This window comes from Paenibacillus sp. BK033 (genome assembly GCF_004345425.1).
GTDB lineage: Bacteria > Bacillota > Bacilli > Paenibacillales > Paenibacillaceae > Pristimantibacillus.
The window spans coordinates 35322-57101 of the sequence record NZ_SLVP01000001.1 but is presented as its reverse complement, the minus strand read 5'-3'; the positions used below and the strand labels follow the sequence as shown (position 1 = coordinate 57101).

Below are 21780 nucleotides of genomic sequence, written 5' to 3'. Positions count from 1 at the left end.
GACTCTGCGAGAATTGAAAATACCTATATTTTGTTGTTTATATTAATTTTTATAGCATCTGCTTGCTCATAGGCAATAAAAAGTCGAAAATGGCGCGAATAGGACATACTCATTCTGCAAAAAGTAAATTTATGAGAAAATCTAGACTCTTGCGATTGATGAATTCAAAAACAGCGAATATCCATAAAAATCAAAGCCAGCCGGACGGGCCTCATCCGCTATACCCTAACCTGGAGATGAATAAACAACAGCTTGAAGGGGTTTATTCAGGCTGCTCCGATTTCAATATTCGTTCCTTCCCCGTCGGGGGCGGCAATCAGGCTGTTATTTATTATTTCGACGGACTGGCCAATGTTTCAAGAATCGAGCAGACCGTCATTGAACCGCTGATGGGATTTAATGGCGAGACCGTTTCAATCGGCTACGTAGCCGAGCATCTGATCACTTCCGCTTCCTCAAAGCTTGTAGCGACTTTCGAAGAGGCGATCAAACATTTGTCAATTGGGGAGCCTCTTCTATTCCTTAATGACGAACCCCAAGGCATTGCGATTGGCCTGAGCAACTGGCAAGCCCGGGCCGTTGAGGAGCCTACCGCGGAATCTGTCATTAGGGGGCCACGGGAAGGCTTTACGGAGACCTTGCAGGTCAATAGAGCCCTTATTCGCCGGGTTATTAAAAGCCCCCTGCTCAAAATGGACTCCATTTGCATCGGAGAATATACGCAAACAAGCATTATCATTACCTACATTGAAGGCTTGGCAGCACCCGAGCTGCTGAGAGAAGTCAAGGAGCGGCTCGGGCGCATTCAGATCGACGGCATTCTCGAAAGCGGCTATATCGAAGAATTGATTGAAGACAGCCCGCTCTCGCCCTTCCCGCAAATCTTAAGCACCGAGAGACCTGACGTCGTGTGCGGCAACCTGCTTGAAGGCCGGGTTGCGATACTGACCTAGGGAACGCCTTTTGCCTTAATCGTACCTATTACCTTCTTCTCGCTCATGCAGTCGGCGGAGGATTATTACCAGCGGTTTTTGTTCAGCACGGCCATCAGATGGCTGCGTTATTTTTTCGCCGCAATCTCCCTTCTGCTGCCATCTATTTATGTTGCCTTGCTCACTTTCCATCAGGAGATGGTTCCTGGCTCGTTGTTGATCAGTATGGCAACCTCACGCGAAGCCGTGCCATTTCCCGCGCTCGTTGAAGCGCTGCTGATGGAAGTTACGTTCGAAGCCCTGCGCGAAGCCGGGGTAAGACTGCCGAAGCAAATCGGTGCGGCCGTCAGTATCGTGGGGGCGCTCGTTATTGGGCAGGCAGCCGTTCAAGCCGGTCTGGTATCGGCTCCAATGGTTATCATTGTTGCGATTACGGGCATTTCATCCTTTATGATTCCGCGTTACATAACCGGACTGCCCATACGGCTGCTTCGGTTTCCTTTTATCCTGCTGGCAGGCTCGCTTGGCCTTCTCGGCATTATGTCGGGCTTTATCGCCCTTGTGCTCCACTTGTGCAGTTTGAAATCCTTCAATGTACCTTATTTATCCGGAGTGGTGAAAAGCGAGCTCAAGGATATTCTTATCCGGTCGCCAATCTGGATGATGGACGAAAGGCCCGAGCTGAACCAAGTTACCAACAAATACCGGCAGGCGCAGGGCCTAATGCCAAATTCGGCGCAGGGAACAAACGACGAATGAAAGGGTATGGTGATCTGAAATGGACCATGGAAAAATTACTTCTTTTCAAGTGTCGCTTTTGATGTACTCCGTTATATTGGCAACCGGCTTTATTACGATCCCCGGCATCTCTGCCCATTACGCCATGAACGACTTCTGGCTGGCACCTATTGTGGCTATAGCGGCAGGGGGAATCGTGCTTGCCATTTCGATTAAGCTGCATCGTCTGTACCCGGATAAAAATCTGATTCAATACAGTGAACGGATTATCGGTAAAGTGCCTGGAAAAATTCTGGGACTTATCTATTGTCAGTTCTTCGTATTTACCGGCGGCATTGTCTGCAGAGAATACGCCGAATTTGTGACAGGCAATTTCTTATTCAAGACGCCTATGTTCTGCCTGGTTATCTTAATGGTTCTGTTAGCTGCATTTGCCGTACGCGGCGGTGTTGAACTGGTGGTCAGAAGTACGTTATTGTTAACCCCGCTCTTTATTTTGCCGTTATTTTTCTTGCTGTTATTAATACCGGATTTCGAGATCAGCAACATCCTGCCGTTTATGAGCCATGGAATGATTCCGGTTATACAGGGCTCGCTGGCACCGATCTCGTGGTATTCCGAATTTTTGATTATCGCCTTCTTCCTTCCCAGCGTTATTGATAAGAACAAAACGGTCAAATACAGCATCCTCTCCCTCTTGGCCGTCTCTGCCAGCTTAACCTATGTTTGTCTCGTTTCATTGTTCGTGCTTGGTTCCGATACGGCGGATAAGGTATATCCGGTATTAACGGCTTTCCGGTATATTTCCCGTGCTGATTTTTTCGAGAATCTGGAGGCTTTGCTGCTGGCTATGTGGGTCGTTGGCAACTTCATAAAAATCGCGGCTGTTTATTACGCTGCCGTCTTGTCCTTCACCTCCTGCTTTAACTTGAAGGACTACAAGCCATTTGTTTTTCCAATCGGAATGCTGATTGTGATTCACTGCTTCTGGGATTTCCCAAGCTTCTTCAAGCTTTCCGGATTTCTCCACTCGGCCGGATTGTTTCACTTGTCGACCTTCATGCTTGTCATCCCTATCCTGCTGCTGATTATAGCCCTGTGCAGAAAACAATGGAGCAAGCTGATCACATGATAAAGTTGATAATCGCAATGATGATAAGTACTTCCATGTTATTTTTAACCGGATGCTGGGACCGTACCGAACTGAATGATCTCTCGCTGATTTCGGCAGCATCCTTTGACAAGGGAAGTAAAAATAGAATTCTGGCTACGGTGCAGGTTATCATTCCTCAGAATCAGGGTGGCGGACAGCAAACCGCCGGAAGCGGCGGGAGTGGTCCGCGTGCAACTACACGTTCTGCAGAAGGAATCAATATAGCGGATGCCCTTTCCAAGCTTCAACGCAAAATACCAAGAAGGTTGTTTTGGGGACAATGCAAAATATTTATTTTCAGCGAGGAGCTGGCGAGAAACGGTATCCGCGAGGAGTTTGATTTTCTCGTCCGGCATCCTCAGCCCCGGGAACGCGCCTATATGATGATCAGCAAAGGGAAAGCGGCGGAAGCGCTTGAGCTGATTCCCCCCATCGAACGCGCTTCGTCGGAAGCTTTACGGGAAATATCCAATCTGCAAGATGGGCTTCATGTCACCTTGGAACAAATGAGTATCGAGCTGAAAGAAGATGCCGGGGTCAATACCCTTCCCATGGTCTACATTCTGCCGCCATCCAAGCTTGCTGACAAACCCATTCAAACAATCCCTTACATGAAAGGTGCCGCTATCCTGAAGAAGGGCAAGCAATCCGGCGAGATTACAGAAAAGCTCCTGCGGGGAGTCCTGCTGATCAATAACGTTGTTAAGGATTACAGCATTACATTTGAAGTCGGAGAGGAGCAGGTTTCCTTAAAGCCTGTAAAAACAAAAGTAAGACTAGTCCCCCATATCGACGGGGATAACTGGTCGATGAACGTTAAAGTTCAATCCGAGGGAAGCATTGTCCAGAACAGTACAAAGATGAATCCGATGAAGCCGGAGGAGCTGGAGAAAATGAACCTCGCATTCCGCGAGGATATTCATCATCGGATTGAGGCTTCCGTCCTCTATTTACAACAATTGAAGGCGGACGCCCTTCGCTTCTCCACTGTTTACCACAAGAAATATCCAAAAGAGTGGGAGCGGGTAAAGGAGAATTGGGACGAGCAATTCGCTAAAATCAGAGTCACCTACGATATTAAAACGGATATTAAAAAACCGGGTTTAATTACTACCCCCGGCGGAATGCCATACGAGGAGGTGCAATAAAATGAGGCTGCAGTTTATTGTATTTATCACCTTGAGCACTTCCCTGATCATATGGCTGGAATGGCCGAAGTTAAAAAAATGGGGCGTCAAGGAAAAAGCGGCGTTCTTCTTCCTCCTGGGTGTCATCTGGATCTTCCTGTTTCTCGATGTTCCCGATACGCCCGGCACTCCTACATTGGATGAATTCCTGTTCAAGCCGCTCAAAGGGCTTATTCAGCCGTAAGGTGCGCAGAGAAAAAAATCCAATGAAGCGGGCTTCATTGGATTTTAATGGCTATCCCCGCATTCTTTCGTTCGGTCATCTCGTTCAGATCGGAGGTCAGCTTGTCCAGCTGCAGGAAGCTCTCCACAATCTCAATAATGCGGCTGTCCTGCGTCGTCATGCTGGCCGACATCTCCTGGACTGCCGCCATATTCTGCTCCGTGGAGCCGGCAATCGATACAATCTGGCCGGTAATCCTCGTATATTGCTCCTGCAGCTCCTCCGCCGAATTGTCGACCTCTCCCGAATGACTCTCGAGCTTATCGGCGTCAGACGCCAAAGCTCGCATCACATCGGCTACCTTGCTGGCTGCCGCCGTACTGAGGGCAACGGATTGCTGTCCTTCCAGCACCTGCTCTGCCGCCATAACGGTCTTCGTGCGGATGCTCTCCAAAATGCGCTCAATCTGCTCCGTTGATTGCTGCGATGTCTCCGCCAGCTTGCGGATCTCGTGAGAGACAACGGCAAAGCCTTTGCCATGCTCGCCCGCGCGCGCGGCTTCAATTGCCGCGTTCAATGCCAGCAGGTTCGTCTGCGTCGAAATATGCTTAATGGTTGCGACAATCTCGCTGATGCTCGCATTTTGCTCGCCAAGCTCATTCATGAGCTGCACCGAGGAATCGATCGTCTCGTTAACCCGCTTCATCTCGTGCTCGAGATCGGAGGTTCCTTCGCTTCCGGCTTTGGTTAAGAGTGCTGAGCTTGCCGACAGCTCCTTCATTTCGGCGGAACGATCCGCAAGCGAGGTCACGGAAGCTTCGATATGGCGGATCGCTTCGCTGATGTCATTCATGCTGGACGTTTGAGCTTCCATGCTTGACGTCATTTCCGAGAAGGCCGAGGTCACTTCCTTGGAAATCGTACCGGCCGTTGTCATATTGGCTTTCAGGTTCGCGCTGAACGAATTCAGCTGACCCGCCGAGGAGGAGACTTGTCTCACAAGCTCGAGCGACCGTTTGTTTTCCAGCATCGCCTGCTCGCCTTGCTCAATAATATTGCGCTGCAGACGCTCGCTGAATTTGGTCGATACGTATAGCGGAACCGCTACCATAAAGAAGTACATAAACATCGTTGTAGGAGCGTTATTGCCGAAAATCTCGGTTTTGTCGGGACTTGCATAACAATAAACCGTGAGCAGGACACCCATTAACCCGGAGTAGCCGATTGCCCTGGAATTGCCGTAAAGCGTCATGATCGCAAGATTGACATAGACAAGAAAATAAGTCGTAATAATCGGTCCGGTTAACAATAACAGCAAGGTTAACACGGTAACAATCGTTGAAATGAAATACATGATATAGTTCGTCAACCAGCCTTTATAGGCCAGAATCGTGGTTGCGCCGCAGGTAAGCGTGCCTACGATAGCGAGGACGATAATCGAGTCCATCCCGGCTCCGGTCAGAAAATCAACGGCTACGCCGAGTAGCAGCATGACCCAAATAATATTCACCAGCAGCTTGTTTCTTCGGTGCAGGGTCTCCCTATAATCCATTTGTTCTCCACCTTTTTTACCATAATATAGGCAATAATTTCGATCATACCATAAACCGATATTATTCGACATCATCTTTAATAGACATGTTCCCGATAATCTTGTAATCTATTGTGACACTAGTAGCTATGCGGAGGTGCTTAACGTTGGCGAAAGATATTCGTTCCCGAATTGAGATTGATCAAATCAATTGCGAAAAAGAATTAACCCTTGCGTTAATCGGAGGCAAATGGAAGCTGATCATCCTCTGGCATCTGGGTATTGACGGCACGAAACGGTTCAGCGAGCTGCAAAAGCTCATTCCCCATATCACGCAAAAGATTCTGACGAACCAGCTCCGCGAGCTGGAGGAGGATCAGCTTGTCGAACGGACCGTCTATCCGGTTGTTCCGCCGAAGGTCGAATACAAGCTGACTCGGCATGGAGAAAGCCTGGTGCCGATTCTGAAGCTGATGTACAGCTGGGGCAAGCATTACGGGGAAGAGGTACTCGGCAGAATCTCCGATTCGGAGCCGATTCCCCTTCAAGCAGCGGAGATTTAAACCGCATTTCCATGAAGTTCGGTTTTCTCAAAGGTTATCGAAACATTGGTTGTAAAACCCGGCAGACTCCGCATGGAGTCTGCTTTTTTTTGATTTCGTAGTTTCCTGCAGGATACGGACTTACTTGAAAGTGCGTACTTCCAATAAATTCGGTATCCCCCTAATATGAACTCATCGCTTTCAACACCTAAAATAAAGGAGAGATTCATGTTATGGAACTGCAATTGGCACTTGATTTGGTTAACATCCCGGAGGCAAAGGAAGTCGTAAAAGAGGTTGCCCCTTATATCGATATCGTTGAGATAGGAACTCCCGTTGTCATTAACGAAGGACTCCGCGCCGTCAAAGAAATCAAGGACGAATTCCCGTCGCTCAAAGTGCTGGCCGATCTGAAAATTATGGATGCCGGCGGTTACGAAGTGATGAAGGCTTCCGAAGCAGGCGCCGACATCATCACCGTTCTTGGCGTATCCGACGATTCCACGATCAAAGGAGCGGTTGATGAAGCCCGCAAGCAAAGCAAAAAGATTATGGTCGATATGATCAACGTAAAAGACATTGCGGGACGCGCAGCGGAAATCGATAATCTTGGCGTGGATTACATTTGCGTTCATTCCGGTTACGACCATCAGGCAGACGGAAAAAATTCGTTCGAGGATCTGGCTACGATTAAACGCGTCGTGAAGCAGGCTAAAACCGCGATCGCGGGCGGGATCAAGCTTCAAACCCTGCCTGCAGTCATCAGCGCCCAGCCGGATCTGGTTATCGTTGGCGGCGGTATTACCGGCGCAGAGGACAAGCAAGCCGTTGCCGCTCAAATGCAGCAGCTGATCAAGGGATAACGGACGATGAGTACGCTAAGTGCAGCATTCTCCATTCTTCAAGAGCTGGAGCGTACGCTTGAGGCCGTTAAGCCAAGCGAGATCGAGGCGTTAACGAAGCGGATAACGGAAGCGGAAAACATATTTGTAGCCGGAGCCGGACGCTCCGGACTGATGATGCGGGCATTTGCCATGCGCTTGATGCATATGGGATTTCGCGTTTTCGTCGTAGGCGAGACCGTTACGCCGGGCATTGCGGAAGGGGATCTGCTGCTCATCGGCTCGGGCTCCGGCGAGACCAAAACGCTGACAAGCATGACCGCCAAAGCCCTAAGCATTGGCGCGGCCGTAGGCGTGGTCACCATTGTTCCGGAATCAACCTTAGGCAGCTTGGCCACAACCAAGGCCATAATCCCCGCGGTAACAAAAGACAGCACGGCGGGAGAAGGCTCCAGCCAGCCGATGGGAACCCTGTTCGAGCAAAGCCTGTTGCTTCTGCTCGATACCATCGTGCTGAACCTGATGGAGCTGCAGGAGCTGCAGGGCGCAGCCATGTACGGCAATCACGCGAATCTGGAATAATTAGAAAAGTATTCTTTCGGTTAACCACAAGCCGCCTAATAAAAAAGCTACCGCTGAACAAAAATGGACTACTCTCACAGAATATTTCCATTTCTGAATCAAGAGGAGAAGCGGCAACAAGACTGCCAGAATTCCCAGCTGAGCGATTTCTATTCCTAAATTGAAACTAAATATATTAAAAGCTAAATCATTTTTCGCCAGATGCATCCCTTTTAATAAATCGGCAAACCCCATTCCGTGAATTAACCCGAAAACAAAAGTAATCATCCAGCGATTTCTCACATTCTTTTTGAAAATATTCTCAATCGCGACATAGCAAATACTAAGGGCAATCGCCGGTTCGACAATCATAGCCGGTACGTTAATGATGTCAAGCACCGTTAAAGTCAAGGTTAAGCAGTGTGCGACGGTAAACGCCGTAATAACCGCCGCATATTGTTTAATCGTTTGCCTTGCAATTAACAACGAAAAGATAAATAACAAATGATCATAGCCGGTCAATATATGCTCCATGCCTAGTCTCAAAAACGAAAAGAACGCCGAAATCATCTGATGGACCCTCCTGATGAGCCATTATTTTTTTTTGGAGAAAACATAACTAGAGCTTGCATTAATGATTAGAACCGCAATAACCGAGCCCCACATCAACCAAAGGAACAGCCTTGTCAGCGGATCTGCATATACTTCGATTAACGCGTTAATACGGGTCTGCCTTCCACTGTAAATCGTGAAATAATAAGCCATAAACGACGCGGCCGCCATATTTAACCCACTCATGGCAATATAAGCTACTCGGCCTGATTTTACGAAGTATGGGGCAAACAGCTTTGTTACGATCAGGAAAACAACAGATAAGCCGAACAGCCAGCAGAAAAACTGAATGTTCGTTTGCGGTTCCCGCTTAATAATCAAGGTGAACATAGGACCAAGCGTAACGACGGCAAGCAGCTGCAGCGGCCTGACTAGCTGCCTTGCATGGCTGTGCAAATGAACATGCCGCCAAAATCGAAGCGAAATTAACGATATTACTACAACGAAAGCATACAGAAGAGCAGCCACAAACGCATACAGCATGTTCCGCTGTTTAATAATGTCGCTTTTTTTCAACGTATAATTAAAATCTTCACCTGAGTCATTAAGCGCAATTGCCTGATCAACCGCCCAGATCGCCTTGCTGTAACGATGCTGCTTTACGAGAATGTCGGCATACAACTGCAGGGCTGAAGCCTGATCCTCACTTGATAGGCTGGAGCTGGCCTTGCCGAAGTAGTCCATGTATTGTTCCACATGCTCTCTTGCTTCCTGGTAGTTGGCGGCTTCGAAATACTTGTTCGCGAGGTAGATATGCATGTCGGGTGCAAGCTCCGCATCCTCATGCTGCGATAGAATCGCCTCCACTTCCTCCAATTTATCCTGCGTAGACCGATGATCGTCTTCCAACTGAATGCTTCTAAAGCGCTGCATGATCGGCCATTCGGATCGTCTTTCCTTGAGATACGTTATTCTGTCCTGAAATTCACTAGAGAAAATCCCGCTCGGGAAGTGGCTCAGATACTGCTCGTAAACATGCAGCGCCTTCTCAAAATCAAACAAGTAATCGTCGTAAATATGAGTTAACTGCTTGTACACCATTTCATTGTTGAGGTCAGGTTCCTTTGCCAGCAGCTCTTCCAGCGTTATCGCCGCCTGCAAATAATCCTTCGCCGCAAAATATTGGTTCGATTTATTACTGTAGTCCCGCACGACATCTTCGGAGCTGCCTTGAGCCATACCGACACCGGAAAATGTAACGAAGGCCATAATAATCATCAGAAGTGATGCAAGTAGCTTCTTCATGAGGTTCTCTTCTTCCTATTCTTAGAATGGTACGAGTTGCAAGTTGAATATCCGATCGACGAACCAAAGGAATCCAACAATAAAAATGACGGAGGAAGCTGCAACGGTAATGGTTCGAAGAGAGAACTTTTTCTTTAACACATAGAGAAGAGGAAGCGTGATTAGCAGAATCATCAGCTGTCCAAACTCTACGCCGACGTTAAACGAAACGACGGATTGAACAAGATTCGATTTGTCCGCGACATATTCCTGAAGAACGCTGGCAAAGCCAAAGCCGTGCACCAGCCCGAACATAAAGGTAACCAGCCACCGATAATTGATCTGCTTGATGAACAGGTTTTCCATCGCGATATAACAGATGGATAAGGCAATAACACTTTCGACAAACCTGGAGTTGAGATTGATAATATCTAAGGCCGCCAGCAGCAACGTAATACTGTGCGCCACCGTAAACGCCGTAATAATTTTCAGAGCCTCTTTAGCCGTTAGACCAATCACAATAAGAGCCAGCAAGAAGGCGATATGATCATACCCGGTTAAAATATGCTTGATTCCAAGTACGAAATAGGTAGAGATTTCAGATAAAAAGGCGGCGGATTTGTCGGAAAATTCCCATGTGGTATGGTTGGAATCGAATATATACTGCAAGTCCGGCTGAGTCTTATCGAAGACTCCCTGAACCGAATCGTCATCCGCATCGGTAAAATAGATATAGCCGATATTCACGTGCTGGCCTTTAGTCTCTTCATTTAATAGATGATAGTTAATTTTTACTTTGTTTTCTGTCCAATCAAAATCAACGTCATTGATTCTCAGCCAAATGACCCAGAATGTCCCTTCTCTCTTTAAATGGTCTACCTTTATCGGATATTCCCGGTCATTGATGGAAACAGCTAGCTTCTCGTCGATATACGGTTGAAGAATGTCGTTTGTTATAACGCGAAGCTGGTCATCGTTCAGATTCTCAAGGTCATATCCAAGCTCCTTAATCCCCTTCAATTGTTGGAAAACTGCGGGGTCGAGCTCTATCGTGGACAATATTCGATCCTTGCCAAAAGCCCATTTCGATGCTCCGAGGTACATATCGTGTGCAAAAACGGGTGTAACTCCGGCAAGCAATAAGGCGATTCCCAGGATCAAAGCCGCTAGTTTTCTGAATCCTCTTGTAAACATCACGATGCACTCATTTCTTCTTTATAGTCTTGTAAATAAGACAACGAATTCATAATAGGCAATGGCGGCGAAAGGATAGAAACCCTGACGCCGCCATTTCCTTTAGTTATGTTGCTGCTTTCACTTACTACAGCCCGCTTAGAGGCTGCCTTACTGCTGCAGCAGCAGATAGAGACGATAGATCATTTGTGCCGTTTCCGCACGTGTAGCTTGACCGGTTGGATTCAGCGCCGAAGCGCTGCCTTGCACGATGCCTGCTTTAACCATGTCGGCAGCCGCATCAACCGCGTAAGACGAAATCTTCGATTTATCCTTAAAGCTATTCAGCTCTGCCGGATCGCCGCTCAAGGCAAGCTTGCCGGTCACTTCCATCGCACGGCTCATCAGAACCATCATGTCCTGACGCGTGATGAACGCGCGCGGATTGAACTCGTTGTCGCCCATTCCGTTGGCAATGCCAAGCGCCTTAACGACGCCAAGAGCATTATAATAATAGTCGCTCGATTTCACGTCGCTGAAGTTGGACGTTACGTCAGCCTTCAGGTCCAGCATGCGAACGAGCATTACCATGAAATCGGCACGCGTAATTTGCTTGCCAGGCTCGAAGGTTGTGGACGTCGTGCCGTTAATAATGCCCTTGTCGGCAAGCACGGCAATGGCATCTTTTGCCCACTCATAATGCGAGTCTACGTCTTTGAACGGATTAGCCGGAATGACCGGCGTTCCGCCGCCGTTACCCGGATTCGCTGGAGTTCCGTTGCCCGGTGTTCCGCCGCCCGGAGTTCCGCCTCCTGGTGTGCCGTTACCCGGTGTTCCGCCTCCTGGTGTGCCGTTACCCGGTGTTCCGCCTCCTGGTGTGCCGTTACCCGGTGTTCCGCCTCCTGGTGTGCCGCCGTCGCCTGGAGTTGTCGTATCATCTGTTGTATAAACAACATAGAGATGTGCAACTTGATCTGCATTTTCCCCTGCGCCTTCAAAAGACTCAGCGGTTCTTGTACCTTTACCGGTGAGAAGGAATGTGATGGCATTTCCTTCTTTCCAGTCGTCCATATTTACGATTTGCTGAACCAAGGATGCCAGGTTAGGAGTTTGTTGATTTGGACCGGATTCGTGTTCTACCGTCCATTCCGGTATATCCTTCCAGCTTACAAAATTTTCCGACTTCACACGTGACGAAATATTGCCCGGTTTATCCGGAAGCGAATTGGCAACTGCCTCCGCATAAATGCTCACGTCAAACGGATTAAGGTTTTTGTCCGGCTCATCAACGGAAAACTGAACATAGGCGTCAACAATCTTTGCCCCTTTAGGAAGACCCAGACCCGCAAACCGAAGTCCGATCTGCTGCACGCTTTCTTCCTGTACAATTTCCAAGTCGGAACTATCCATATCCAAAGATCCGTCCGCTTTTTCTTCCATATCGTCATATGGAGTTTTGATTGGCGCTATAAGCAGGTGGGAATCTCCACTCGGCAATGCGCCTATAACAATAGATACTTTGTTACTAGTAGCCGTTTTGCCCTCAACAGTAACTTCCGCCTCAATCGATACGGACGTAGCGCGAAGAGGTTTATTTTTCACTGTTACGACGCCGTCAGCAGAGATAGCTACGATATCATCAGCGCTGGAAGTGTATTTGACCTCGGCCGAAGAAAGATCCATGGCCGCTCCCAAATTGTCCTTCGCCGATAAGCTTAGCTTAGCGGAAGAATTCGCATCGCCGGTCAACGTATCGTGATCCGATGCTAACGTAACTTCGGCCAGCCCATCCGGATTTTTGACATTGATCGTTAATGTATTGGATTTCACAATCTCGCCTGCGTTATAGATCTCAGCCCAAACCTGAACCGATTCATTAAACACGGGCTTCTTCTTGACGGTCACTGTTCCGTCCGAAGCAATGGAAACCAAATCCGGTTTATCCGTTTTGTAGCTCATATTGGCATTCGACAGATCCACAGCGGCATCCTTACTGTCAACAGCCGTCAAATCAAGCTTAACGCTGCTTTCAGGAACGTCCGTTTGCAGCGTATCTTTATCCGCAGCAAGAGTTGCCTTGGCGATATCCAGAGCTTCCTGCGGCGTGTTGTGAACCGTGATGGTCTCGATCTCCGTGCCGTCAATCCGCTTGGAGGTTACTTTCATGGTATCCCCTTCAACATCGAACAAGGTCAAGAAGTACGACTTGTCAGCCTTGACGATATTCGGCCAGCTTGGGTCTACATCGTACGATGGAGCGCCGCCGCCGCCGGAAGTCAGGTATTCGATCCCGTCAACTTCGGCGCGGGCATAGTTATGATTGTGTCCGTTAAGATACAACGGCACCCCGAACTTCTTCAGGATAGGGTGAATGTATTTTTGGACATCGGTATTGTTCTCGTGCGTACCGGCACCCCAGGCAGGCTGATGGCCCATTACGATTTTCCACGGCTTGTCCGTCGTGGCAAGATCGTTGATCAGCCAGTTATACTGCGCCGAGCCTTCCTTAAAGTCCGCATATTCATCGATTACCGAAACATGGACCGGACCGTAATCGAAGGACCAGTAGAAGTCATCCACGTACGGATACGGGTAGTACTTCTCATAAACGGAACCAACGCCCTCATGATTGCCCCTTGCCCCCATCATTGGCACTTCGGTTTGAAGTGCGTGCATCTGCGGATAGGTTGATTCAGGCACGAAATATTGAGCGGTCCAGTTGCTTTCGGAGTCGCTAGAAGCAATATCCCCGCTATTCAAGAGAATCGATTGATAGGCTGGGTCTTCGGCATACGCCTTCCGAGCCAGGTCGGCTACCTGATCCTGATAAGCCGGTTGTGTACGGCTGTCCCCGTAAGAGAGGAACTTCACGGAAGTAGCGTCATCCGCGGGAGCGGCAACGAACGAACCTGCTTGACCGTCTACCTCGTAGTAATACTTGGTACCGGGCTGCAGCCCGGTGATCGTGAACTTGTGCTGGTTATCGCTACCGTAGGTTTCCACGGACTGTTCTCCTAATGAATAAGAGGTATCCGTCCCCCACTTGATCGTATTCGGCTGGTTATCGCTCGTCTGCCACATGACGCTCATCGAGCTGTTTTGTCCCTCGAACAATAAATAAGGCCCCTTGATAATCGTGCTGTCAGCCGACACGTTGTAAGCACCGATCGTAAACAGAACCGTACATACGAATAGAGCCAAGGTTAAACCTTTCCACTTGGCCTTTAACTTCACCTTCACTTTGTCATCCCCTTCTTTGTCATTAGCAGTCGGAACGATAGAATCCTGTTCGGTCTTTTCCATATTCCAGTCAAAACCTATCATCTTCCTCCTTACCTTGCTGATATCGGACACACCACTGCTATTATGCTGACGTTCCCTGCGTACCACGAAAAGGATTGCGGAAATCACAGATATTCCCGTTAGCCAACTGCCAAAATTATTATACTAGTAAAGTATTGATATAAAATTTAAGATAATATTAATTTTAAAGTAAACCATTTTTAACCATCGAATTTTCCGCTCAATCACACGCGTTTACAATTTCGTAAACTAGCATTAACATTCCTCTGACACTACTTTTCTACAATTATCGACATCCCTAATATGAAAGAGATGAACGGACGATGAAATCCATGTTCAGTGCAAAAGATTTGGCGGTTACGCAAGCAAGCGTAGCCGCACTGCTTTTTTTATCGATACCTTTGTTTAATATCATCGGACTCAGCAACCATAAGCTGGAGGCCGTCCTGCACGGATTAGGAGCGACCGTCACCGTGATCATGAGCTGTCAAGCCCTTCACCTGACCTACCCCATGCTGCGTGGCAAGAAGGGAGCCGCGGTCAATCTGGAATGGGTGCTTTGGCTCACGAGCCTATTGGTTCTGGTAACAATCGCGCTAGGCAACTGGCTCTACATTCCTTACCGGGGACCGGACGGTCCCCAGCAGTGGTTAATGTACCATAGCCCCGAGGTACATCTAATCGTGATGGAATATAAAGAATTCGTCTCGCTATACCCGCTCCCTTTAGGAATCGCGGCTGCCTTTTTATTGCGCCGGTTCCGGCATAAGCTCACGGCGGGCTCGACGCTTAGCGGAATCATCGCTTTACTGGTCACTTTATTCTGGATTTGTTTATTAATCGGATTTGCGTGCGGAATCGGCATGACGAAACTGAAAATGGTGTGATTTCAACGCAGTCGATAGGAGAGAGAAAAAGTGAAAGAATCAAAGCAACGAAAAACGGGCGAGGTCGCCGCCATTCTGCTTTCGGTATGGCTTGGCATCGCAGCGACAACTCTCAGCCACTTATGGAGCTATTACAATCCGCTGCAGGCTAATCCCATTTTGCTCAAGATGGGTTCCTGGATCCCTTCGTGGTGGGCCATTGGCCCTTACACCGGCAAGGAAACGGCGGGACTCGTCGTCTGGCTCTGCACATGGACAATACTGCATTGGACGCTCGGACGGAAAGAGGTCAATCTAAAGCCTTGGACAATCGGATTTCTGATTGCTTTTATTGCCAATCTGATTATTCTCTGGCCGACCGTTTACCATACGATCCTGTGGTGGCCCACCCTGCCGAATACATTGCCGGGGGGAGAGGGTTAAACTATGGCTTTCTTATACAAATTTAAGCTGTCATTATCGCTGCTTGTGCTGATTGGTATTCTGTTGGGATCATTCTCTTGGACAAAAGTGCCAATGGAAGGTTTCAAGTCTAACGCGGCTTCCCCAACCTCGTTCCGGTTTGGGTATTTCAGCCAGCAGGAAGGGGATTTCGGGGAGTGGATCAAGCAATTCCGGGACATTTCGTTTTTTGCCGCGTCGAATCAATTGCTGCAGAAGCATCCGGAAGCACAGTCGTTTCAGCTTTACCCGATCTATGACGGTTCCGCAACGGAACAGAGCTTTAGCCAGGCTTATCCGCATGTGCCTAAAGAGACGCTCTCGGGTTATGGGAAATCGGTCTACTCGATTACGCAAGGAACCGCAAGACTCTTCTTCCTCAATGCCGATCGTTTACAAGATGCGGGAGACGGACAATTGGAATGGATCCGCAAGACGATCAATGGCAACAAGCAAACGTTCGCTTTTGCCTGGCTGAGCGAAGATCCGAAGCTTCCCGAGGTCTGGAAAACGTTCAGGGAAGCAGGAATAAGCGCGGTATTCATCCGCAATTCCGTCTACGTGCTTGATTTAGCCGTCACTCAAGCGCCTTCCCAATATCAATCTTCCGAATACGAGAACTGGAAAGTATGGGACTTGACCAAGCTGAAGGATACGCCTGTCGTTACCGTTCTGGAGGCGCACGGTAACGCGCTGACCGTGAAAGCGGAGAAAGAACAAGGACAGATCCTGGATCAGCTTGAATTGAATGCCGACAATCTGGCTTCGTGGGATCTTTCGACCTTACAGGAGAAACAGGACATCTCCCTCGTGGGCATTCAATCCTTGTGGCACTATCATGCGGGTGACGATTCAATCAAATCCGCTTTACCGGAAGGAGTGGACTTGGTGGGAGAAGGTCCGATTATTGAGACCTCCCACACGGACCCGGTTCCCTTGCCGGCATACGATTGGCGCAGTCCGGAATACGACGATTCAGGATGGAAGACCGGCAGGGCTCCTTTGGGCTACACGAATAACAAAGAGCGGCAGTCTTATATTCAAACCGGTCTGGTGGCCGGCTTGACTCCTACCTATTATTTCCGCAAGTCGTTTGATTTGAAAAATGATCCGAAGACATTGTCGGGGTTATTTTTGCATATCGCCTATGAGGACGGATACGTTGTTTATCTCAACGGCCAGGAAGTCTCTCGGGACGCCATTCTGACCGGGGTTCTAACCGATTCCTCTCTCGCAATTGCGAATGAATTTACTTTCTATCGCAGAATTGATCTAAAAGCCCATTTGAACAAGCTTGTAAAGGGGACTAATGTCATTGCCGTAGAGGTACACCGCGGCCATCCCGGGGCGCCCAATTTGTTGTTTGACCTCGACCTGTCTGTCGAAACCAAGGGGGAGGAACGTTAGATCATGCGGACAAACCTGCAGAACAGCATTAGAAAACGAGCAAGGAGCGGCATTACGTCATGCATGGTAATCGTTTTACTTGTCTTGATGCTGACAGGATGTGTCCAAGCTCCAAAAAGCTCGATTCCGATTGCCGACATTACCTTTACGAACAACCATCTGATTGTGCAAAACGAAACCGGATTCGTATGGTTTAATGCAAAAATAACGATTGATCACAAATTCACTTATGTCGCGCCGATGATGACTGCCGGCAAATCAAGCGTCCCGCTAGCAAACTTTCTTGACGATCAGGGTCATAGTTACAAGCGCGGGCGGTGGAGCATCCGCAATCTGACGATTGATGTGACCGACACGTTAGGCGCTAAAAGGCATCTTAGTTGGTAAATTCGGAAAAATTGCAACCTAATAACGGAATAACGCAAAAAAGCTGTTGAGAACCCTCAACAGCTTTTATTTTCGTTTAACCCTCACGTAAAATCTGAAATTGGGCTACAATGTTCTGGAGGCTTGTTCCAGAAGGCTGGCCAGGAGACCGTAATCGGGTGTATCCTCTTTACGAATTTTTAGCCACTTCCTTTCGTCCGGTCCTTCGAATCCTATTGGAAATGCAAGGCCGGAAGCATTCATGATCATAAACGCAATGGCATCTTTTGAAGGCGATATCACTGCCGCATAATGTCCATTTTTCAAGAAATGAGGCTTCTTGTATTGAATACGTTCCTCGGCTTCCGGAATAACCCGATGTACCATCTGGCGTAATTGGTTGCTGAACTCGATTTGCCATGGTTGACTAAGATTCTCGATAAATGCGGAAACTTCCTGATTCATCATTTTTGCCGCTCCTTTCACTTTTTCATGGAATCCAATTCTTTTGCTTACAGCCCCAATGCATTCCCCTTCTCAAGCCGCAAAATATGCTTCTCGCCATCGTCGGCCAATGCCCTGAACTGGTTGATGGTTTCCCTCATTTTCGGAAGCGCCTGCTGTTTGTACGAGCTGATCGAATCAAACGCGGACAGCACGTCCGCAAACGCTTGCTTCAACGTATCGACCGAGACCGTGGCTTCAATGGCTTGCTGTTGAATGGCGACTCCTTGGTCCTTAAGCATCCGGGAAGTGCCGGCGATAAGGTTCGTCGTGGTTTGATTCAACAGCTCGATTTTCTTGAGAACGATGCCTTGATTATACAAGGCGCTCGCCACCGTAACGGCTATTTTCAAGGCAGAGATCGTGACCGTCTTCGCCCGGTCTACGCCGCGAATGAGCTCCTTGTTATTGCGGATGACGACCTCGTACGCCAAGATTCCCTGCTGGTTAACGACCAGCATTTGCTGCAAATCCATGACGCGCTGGCGCATCGGGAACAGGATTTCCTCCGTTATGAACCGAATCCTCTCCGAGTCTTCGCCGCGGCTTTTGGCTGCTTCGATTTGGGCTTCGATGGATTCGTCCATAAGCATCCCAAGCTGAATTTCCTTCTTGAGCGTTTTGGTTAGCTTTCGGATTTCATGCTGTTCGAGCTCCAACGTCGTGTTGTCGTTTCTGAGCATGGCACCGCCTTTATCCAGCGACACCACAATATCGGCAATCACAGCATCGGCCTTCTCAAACTTGAGGAAGTACGCACGCAGCGGATTAAATAGTTTGCCGAGAAATCCCTTCTTGGCGAAGTCGATCATGCTTGGATCCAGATCCTTCAGCTGCGTATGCAATTCGGCCAGTCCCTTCGCAACCGGGCCGCCCTCATCGCCCGATTTCGCAAGATTGCCAACCGATACCTGCAGCAGGGTGTTTTTGTCGGAAGAGCGTTGCATGGTGTTCAGACCGTAGGCGTCGATTGATCGAAGAATCTCTTTGCGCTGTTCCAGGGACTCGACATCCATCGCCATAATCATCTCGACGTTCGAATCCGCTTCTTCCTTCAGCTTTGCCTCTTCCTCCGGTAATGGCCGTATGGTAGGCTCGATCTCCGCCTTCAGCTCCTCCGGACTGGATACGTTCATTGAAAATGCCATTGAAATCCCCCCTCGAATGAGTTACATTTGCACATTGAATAGATTGCCGATCTTGTAGACAACATCGTCCGTATCCGCGTTAATGCTGGCTGCTTCGTTGATGCTGGAAATATTCTGAAGCGCTTGAATATTAGCGTTGTAGCCAATCGTGTAGATCGGAATCTTATACGTCTCGATTAATCCCTTAATATCCTTCAGCGTATAGCCCTGGTTCGTCTCGCCGTCGCTTAGGACGAAGATGACGGGTTTGGTGTTGGGGTCGACCGCCAATTGATCCTCGAGCAGCTTCAGCGCTACGACGATGCCGTCGAAGGTAGCCGTCCCGCCACCGGACTGCAGACTATTGACCGCTCCGACGAATAAGGATTGCTGATTCGTGTCGTACTTGGCGATCGGCAGCTTGATGGTGACGCCGTCCGAATACGAGACGAGACCGATGCTGTTGTCCCTGCCCAGGTATTTCTGTCCCTTTAAAAGCGACTCCTTCAAACGATTCAGCGGTTCGCCGTCCATACTGCCGGAAACGTCGGTGACGAAAACCGCAGTGATCGGCTTGCTGCCGTTCTTCTTCTCTTTCCATACCTTTTGCGCCGATATAAGCAGGTCGCCATCCACGGGGGCAAGCTCCGTCTTGTAGGTTTCAAGTCCGTTAAATCCTTTTTCCTGCGCGGTCTTCATGTACTTGTCTTGCGTAACGAACTCGGCAAATTTCTTGAGAATATCCAGCTTCTCCTGCGGCAGATCGCCCAACGCGTAGAGCGGACTATCGTGTCTGAAGCCAAACGGCGTAAATACGTAACCGTTCTTCAACTCCGCGGCATTGACGTACGTCTGGTATTCAAGCACGAATCCGTCCAGGGCGCCGGACTTGGCCGCATCACGCATCTGAATGGTCGTGGAGGCGATAAACGGCACATTGGACTGGAACTTTTCGAACTCTTGCACCGCTTTATCGCTCAACAAATCAGTACTATCGAAGGTATGAAGTGCTGTTACCAAAAAATTCAAGCCCGTGGAGCTTGCGAAGGGATCGGTATACCCCATGGAGAGCTCGTTATTGGCGATAGCTTCCGTGACGGATTGAATATTGACGGAGCCGTACTTGTCGATCATGGCATCGTACTTCGCTTTGGCGATGACGATTCCGGGAACATTGCCGACTAAACGTTTGGTCACGAGCTGCGTGTTAACCCCGCTTGCCTTAACCATTTCGCCCCATAGTTCATTGGAAGGAGTGAATGCATCGGGGACGTACTTGCCGGATTTGATATAGTCCGTGGCCGTGCCCGATGCGATATTGCGTATTTTGACCGACACGGGCTTTCCGTTCACGGTTATATTCGCCTTGTTAAATTCGGTCGCGACGTCCGTCAGCCATCCGTCGACGCCCGTTCCCGACTTTTCCGTGGACGAGAAAATCTCGACGAAATTGTCGTTCGCATTGTTCACCGTGACGGGAAACTTGCTGATGTCCGGCAAGGACGAAGCGACATCGACGGGATCCAGGTCGATTTGGCCCTTCACTGGCGTTTCGGCAGCGGGAGATATCGCTTTGTACAGCTTGTTCAGCCGATCCCCCGCATTCTCAGCCGTCACCTCCGCTTTCGATTTGCCGAGATTGGAGGTCAAGGTTACCCCGGCATATACAAGCCCGAAAACGACAACCAGAAGAACAACGGATATCCATAAAAACGAACTCTTTTTTTGCATCCAGGCCACCTCTTAATTCTTGTAGTATTGGGTTTGTTTGATCAACGTGTCGATTTCCCGCATGCAAGGCATGCTGTCGATGTCGCCCGGCTCCAAACTATCCAAACGGGAGATCTCCAGCATGAGCTGATCCAGCTTCAACAAGATTTCCTCGTTTGTGCCGAGCGACTGCTTGGTGAAGGAAAGGTATTCGCCATACACGTTTTTTCTGGCTTGCAATAGCTCCGGCGGCAATGGCGACGGCTTCCGGCCCGAAACGCTTTCGAACTCCGACGCGTCGAACGTAAGCAGCCGATTGAGGATGCTCCTGACATTCAAGTAGAAAAGCTTCTCCACTTCGTGGATGACGGAAGCAAACTTCTTATAGCTCAGTTCGGCGGGATCGAAACGCTGCTTCAACACCTCGAGCAGCGTGCTCCTTTTCTTCTGCAGGCGTTCCAATTGGCGCAAAGCCAAACCGATATCCTCTTCTAAAACTTTAATGCGCCGGAAGCGAGATAATGCCTCGACATAATCGTCATGCGTCTTTATCTCCTTCACCGGCAGAACTGCCGGGGCTTTAAATAGGAATCGGTAACACCCATAAGTGAGCGTAATGGCGCTTGCGACGAGAAAAGTCACGCCTATTGCCGAAGAAAGCGCATTGCGGCCAATCTCTATCCCAATAAAACCGCGGGAGAAAACGACGATATTCAACGCTATGACACCAAGTGTCAAACCAAGCAGCTTTATGTATTTAGTCACGCCTAATCGAACACTCCCCTGCAGGAAAATTTTTCTCGACTCCTTATCATTGTACAACAATGTTAAATCCTGGGGCGAAAAATTTATGGATAGGAGTATAAAATCTAGAAAGTTCGCTTAACGTTTACAAATTCATGAATATCCGTTATGGGGCATATACGGGCGTGCTGCGGATAACGTTTCCTTTTTCGAGACGATCCTTAGAAATGCTCTGAAGATTAGGACCTGCTTTCACGGCTTCTGGCAAAAATAAAAAGCCGCAGATTATGCGACTTCCGTTGTAAGGATATTTTGTCGTCCACGCGATCATTACGAAGAACGAGGCGGCTGGCCGATCAGCTTCTCCCGTCTTAAGCTAATCTCTTGCTGCCATGCGGCATCTCCGGCCATGGACGCGGCTAGTGATAAATTATGCAAATGGGCGATTTGTCTAATATGCTTAGCATTGACCGACAGGCAGTGCTCGAAGTCCGCTTGTTCTTCCTTGGTCAGATCCCTGCTCCCTCGAATGATCCACAGCTCAGCAAGCCGCTCATGTATCGGCAGAATGGTCATACTTTGCCCCTCCTCTATCGTCCCTTACCTTTATTGTCAGTATGACCAAAAAAGAGA

Annotated in this window: 20 protein-coding genes and 1 pseudogene; 11 read left to right on the top strand and 10 right to left on the bottom strand. The window is 48.8% G+C overall.

Annotated elements, in window-relative coordinates; translation table 11 throughout:
• Positions 1 to 89: 89 nt before the first annotated feature.
• The 4 genes and pseudogenes from EV294_RS00225 to EV294_RS00210 all read left to right on the top strand — a co-directional run bounded on the left by EV294_RS00225 (position 90) and on the right by EV294_RS00210 (position 4194).
• A pseudogene (locus EV294_RS00225) lies at positions 90 to 1691 on the top strand (spore germination protein).
• 19 nt (positions 1692 to 1710) lie between these two features.
• Entirely contained in the window at positions 1711 to 2802 is a 1092-nt protein-coding gene (locus tag EV294_RS00220; RefSeq protein WP_132303038.1) for a GerAB/ArcD/ProY family transporter, read from the top strand.
• Complete coding sequence (locus EV294_RS00215; RefSeq protein ID WP_132303037.1) at positions 2799 to 3971, top strand: Ger(x)C family spore germination protein; 1173 nt, start codon at positions 2799 to 2801, stop codon at positions 3969 to 3971. Before EV294_RS00220 ends, EV294_RS00215 begins: the two co-directional genes overlap by 4 nt.
• 1 nt (position 3972) lies before the next feature.
• A complete protein-coding gene (locus tag EV294_RS00210; protein WP_132303036.1) occupies positions 3973 to 4194 on the top strand; it encodes a hypothetical protein in 222 nt (73 codons plus the stop codon).
• Positions 4195 to 4228: 34 nt separating this feature from the next.
• Here EV294_RS00210 and EV294_RS00205 read toward each other — a convergent pair whose 3' ends face one another.
• The gene (locus EV294_RS00205) at positions 4229 to 5725 is read right to left on the bottom strand and encodes a methyl-accepting chemotaxis protein (RefSeq protein ID WP_132303035.1); all 1497 of its coding nucleotides are present in this window, start codon (positions 5723 to 5725) and stop codon (positions 4229 to 4231) included.
• 128 nt (positions 5726 to 5853) lie between these two features.
• Between EV294_RS00205 and EV294_RS00200 the strand changes: the two genes are divergently transcribed.
• The 3 genes from EV294_RS00200 (at position 5854) to hxlB (ending at position 7670) form a co-directional block, all read left to right on the top strand.
• Positions 5854 to 6267, top strand: a complete 414-nt coding sequence (locus tag EV294_RS00200; protein ID WP_165930539.1) for a winged helix-turn-helix transcriptional regulator — start codon at positions 5854 to 5856, stop codon at positions 6265 to 6267.
• 212 nt (positions 6268 to 6479) lie between these two features.
• Complete coding sequence (gene hxlA / locus EV294_RS00195) at positions 6480 to 7109, top strand: 3-hexulose-6-phosphate synthase (RefSeq protein ID WP_132303033.1); 630 nt, start codon at positions 6480 to 6482, stop codon at positions 7107 to 7109.
• A 6-nt stretch (positions 7110 to 7115) separates the two neighbouring features.
• Positions 7116 to 7670 (top strand): 6-phospho-3-hexuloisomerase, encoded by a 555-nt coding sequence (hxlB, locus tag EV294_RS00190; protein ID WP_132303032.1) that lies wholly within the window; start codon positions 7116 to 7118, stop codon positions 7668 to 7670.
• On the opposite strand, the gene EV294_RS00185 is transcribed toward hxlB, so the two are convergent.
• From EV294_RS00185 to EV294_RS00170, 4 genes are all read right to left on the bottom strand, one after another.
• Positions 7671 to 8219: a HupE/UreJ family protein gene (locus EV294_RS00185; protein ID WP_132303031.1), complete on the bottom strand. Its 549-nt coding sequence runs from the start codon at positions 8217 to 8219 to the stop codon at positions 7671 to 7673.
• A 24-nt stretch (positions 8220 to 8243) separates the two neighbouring features.
• Positions 8244 to 9506, bottom strand: a complete 1263-nt coding sequence (locus EV294_RS00180) for a tetratricopeptide repeat protein (RefSeq protein ID WP_132303030.1) — start codon at positions 9504 to 9506, stop codon at positions 8244 to 8246.
• A 21-nt stretch (positions 9507 to 9527) separates the two neighbouring features.
• On the bottom strand, positions 9528 to 10679 hold the full coding sequence (locus EV294_RS00175) for a HupE/UreJ family protein (RefSeq protein ID WP_132303029.1): 1152 nt from the start codon (positions 10677 to 10679) through the stop codon (positions 9528 to 9530).
• A gap of 150 nt (positions 10680 to 10829) precedes the next feature.
• Positions 10830 to 13982 (bottom strand): S-layer homology domain-containing protein, encoded by a 3153-nt coding sequence (locus tag EV294_RS00170; protein WP_132303028.1) that lies wholly within the window; start codon positions 13980 to 13982, stop codon positions 10830 to 10832.
• A gap of 302 nt (positions 13983 to 14284) precedes the next feature.
• On the opposite strand from EV294_RS00170, the gene EV294_RS00165 reads away from it, so the two are divergent.
• The 4 genes from EV294_RS00165 to EV294_RS00150 are packed head-to-tail and all read left to right on the top strand — an operon-like array spanning position 14285 to position 17083.
• Positions 14285 to 14848 carry a hypothetical protein gene (locus tag EV294_RS00165; RefSeq protein WP_132303027.1) on the top strand — a complete coding sequence of 188 codons (564 nt, stop codon included), beginning with the start codon at positions 14285 to 14287 and terminating at the stop codon, positions 14846 to 14848.
• Positions 14849 to 14878: 30 nt separating this feature from the next.
• Complete coding sequence (locus EV294_RS00160) at positions 14879 to 15271, top strand: hypothetical protein (RefSeq protein ID WP_132303026.1); 393 nt, start codon at positions 14879 to 14881, stop codon at positions 15269 to 15271.
• A gap of 3 nt (positions 15272 to 15274) precedes the next feature.
• The gene (locus tag EV294_RS00155; protein WP_132303025.1) at positions 15275 to 16696 is read left to right on the top strand and encodes a hypothetical protein; all 1422 of its coding nucleotides are present in this window, start codon (positions 15275 to 15277) and stop codon (positions 16694 to 16696) included.
• A gap of 3 nt (positions 16697 to 16699) precedes the next feature.
• A complete protein-coding gene (locus tag EV294_RS00150; protein WP_132303024.1) occupies positions 16700 to 17083 on the top strand; it encodes a hypothetical protein in 384 nt (127 codons plus the stop codon).
• A gap of 105 nt (positions 17084 to 17188) precedes the next feature.
• Here the strand turns inward: EV294_RS00150 and EV294_RS00145 are convergent, their stop codons facing one another.
• The 5 genes from EV294_RS00145 to EV294_RS00125 form a co-directional block, all read right to left on the bottom strand.
• Positions 17189 to 17527 (bottom strand): DUF1801 domain-containing protein, encoded by a 339-nt coding sequence (locus EV294_RS00145; RefSeq protein ID WP_132305151.1) that lies wholly within the window; start codon positions 17525 to 17527, stop codon positions 17189 to 17191.
• 47 nt (positions 17528 to 17574) lie between these two features.
• Positions 17575 to 18714 carry a toxic anion resistance protein gene (locus EV294_RS00140; RefSeq protein ID WP_132303023.1) on the bottom strand — a complete coding sequence of 380 codons (1140 nt, stop codon included), beginning with the start codon at positions 18712 to 18714 and terminating at the stop codon, positions 17575 to 17577.
• A 21-nt stretch (positions 18715 to 18735) separates the two neighbouring features.
• Entirely contained in the window at positions 18736 to 20424 is a 1689-nt protein-coding gene (locus EV294_RS00135) for a vWA domain-containing protein (RefSeq protein WP_132303022.1), read from the bottom strand.
• A 12-nt stretch (positions 20425 to 20436) separates the two neighbouring features.
• A complete protein-coding gene (locus EV294_RS00130) occupies positions 20437 to 21168 on the bottom strand; it encodes a hypothetical protein (protein ID WP_165930538.1) in 732 nt (243 codons plus the stop codon).
• A 309-nt stretch (positions 21169 to 21477) separates the two neighbouring features.
• On the bottom strand, positions 21478 to 21723 hold the full coding sequence (locus tag EV294_RS00125; RefSeq protein WP_207918076.1) for a DUF7667 family protein: 246 nt from the start codon (positions 21721 to 21723) through the stop codon (positions 21478 to 21480).
• Positions 21724 to 21780 lie beyond the last annotated feature (57 nt).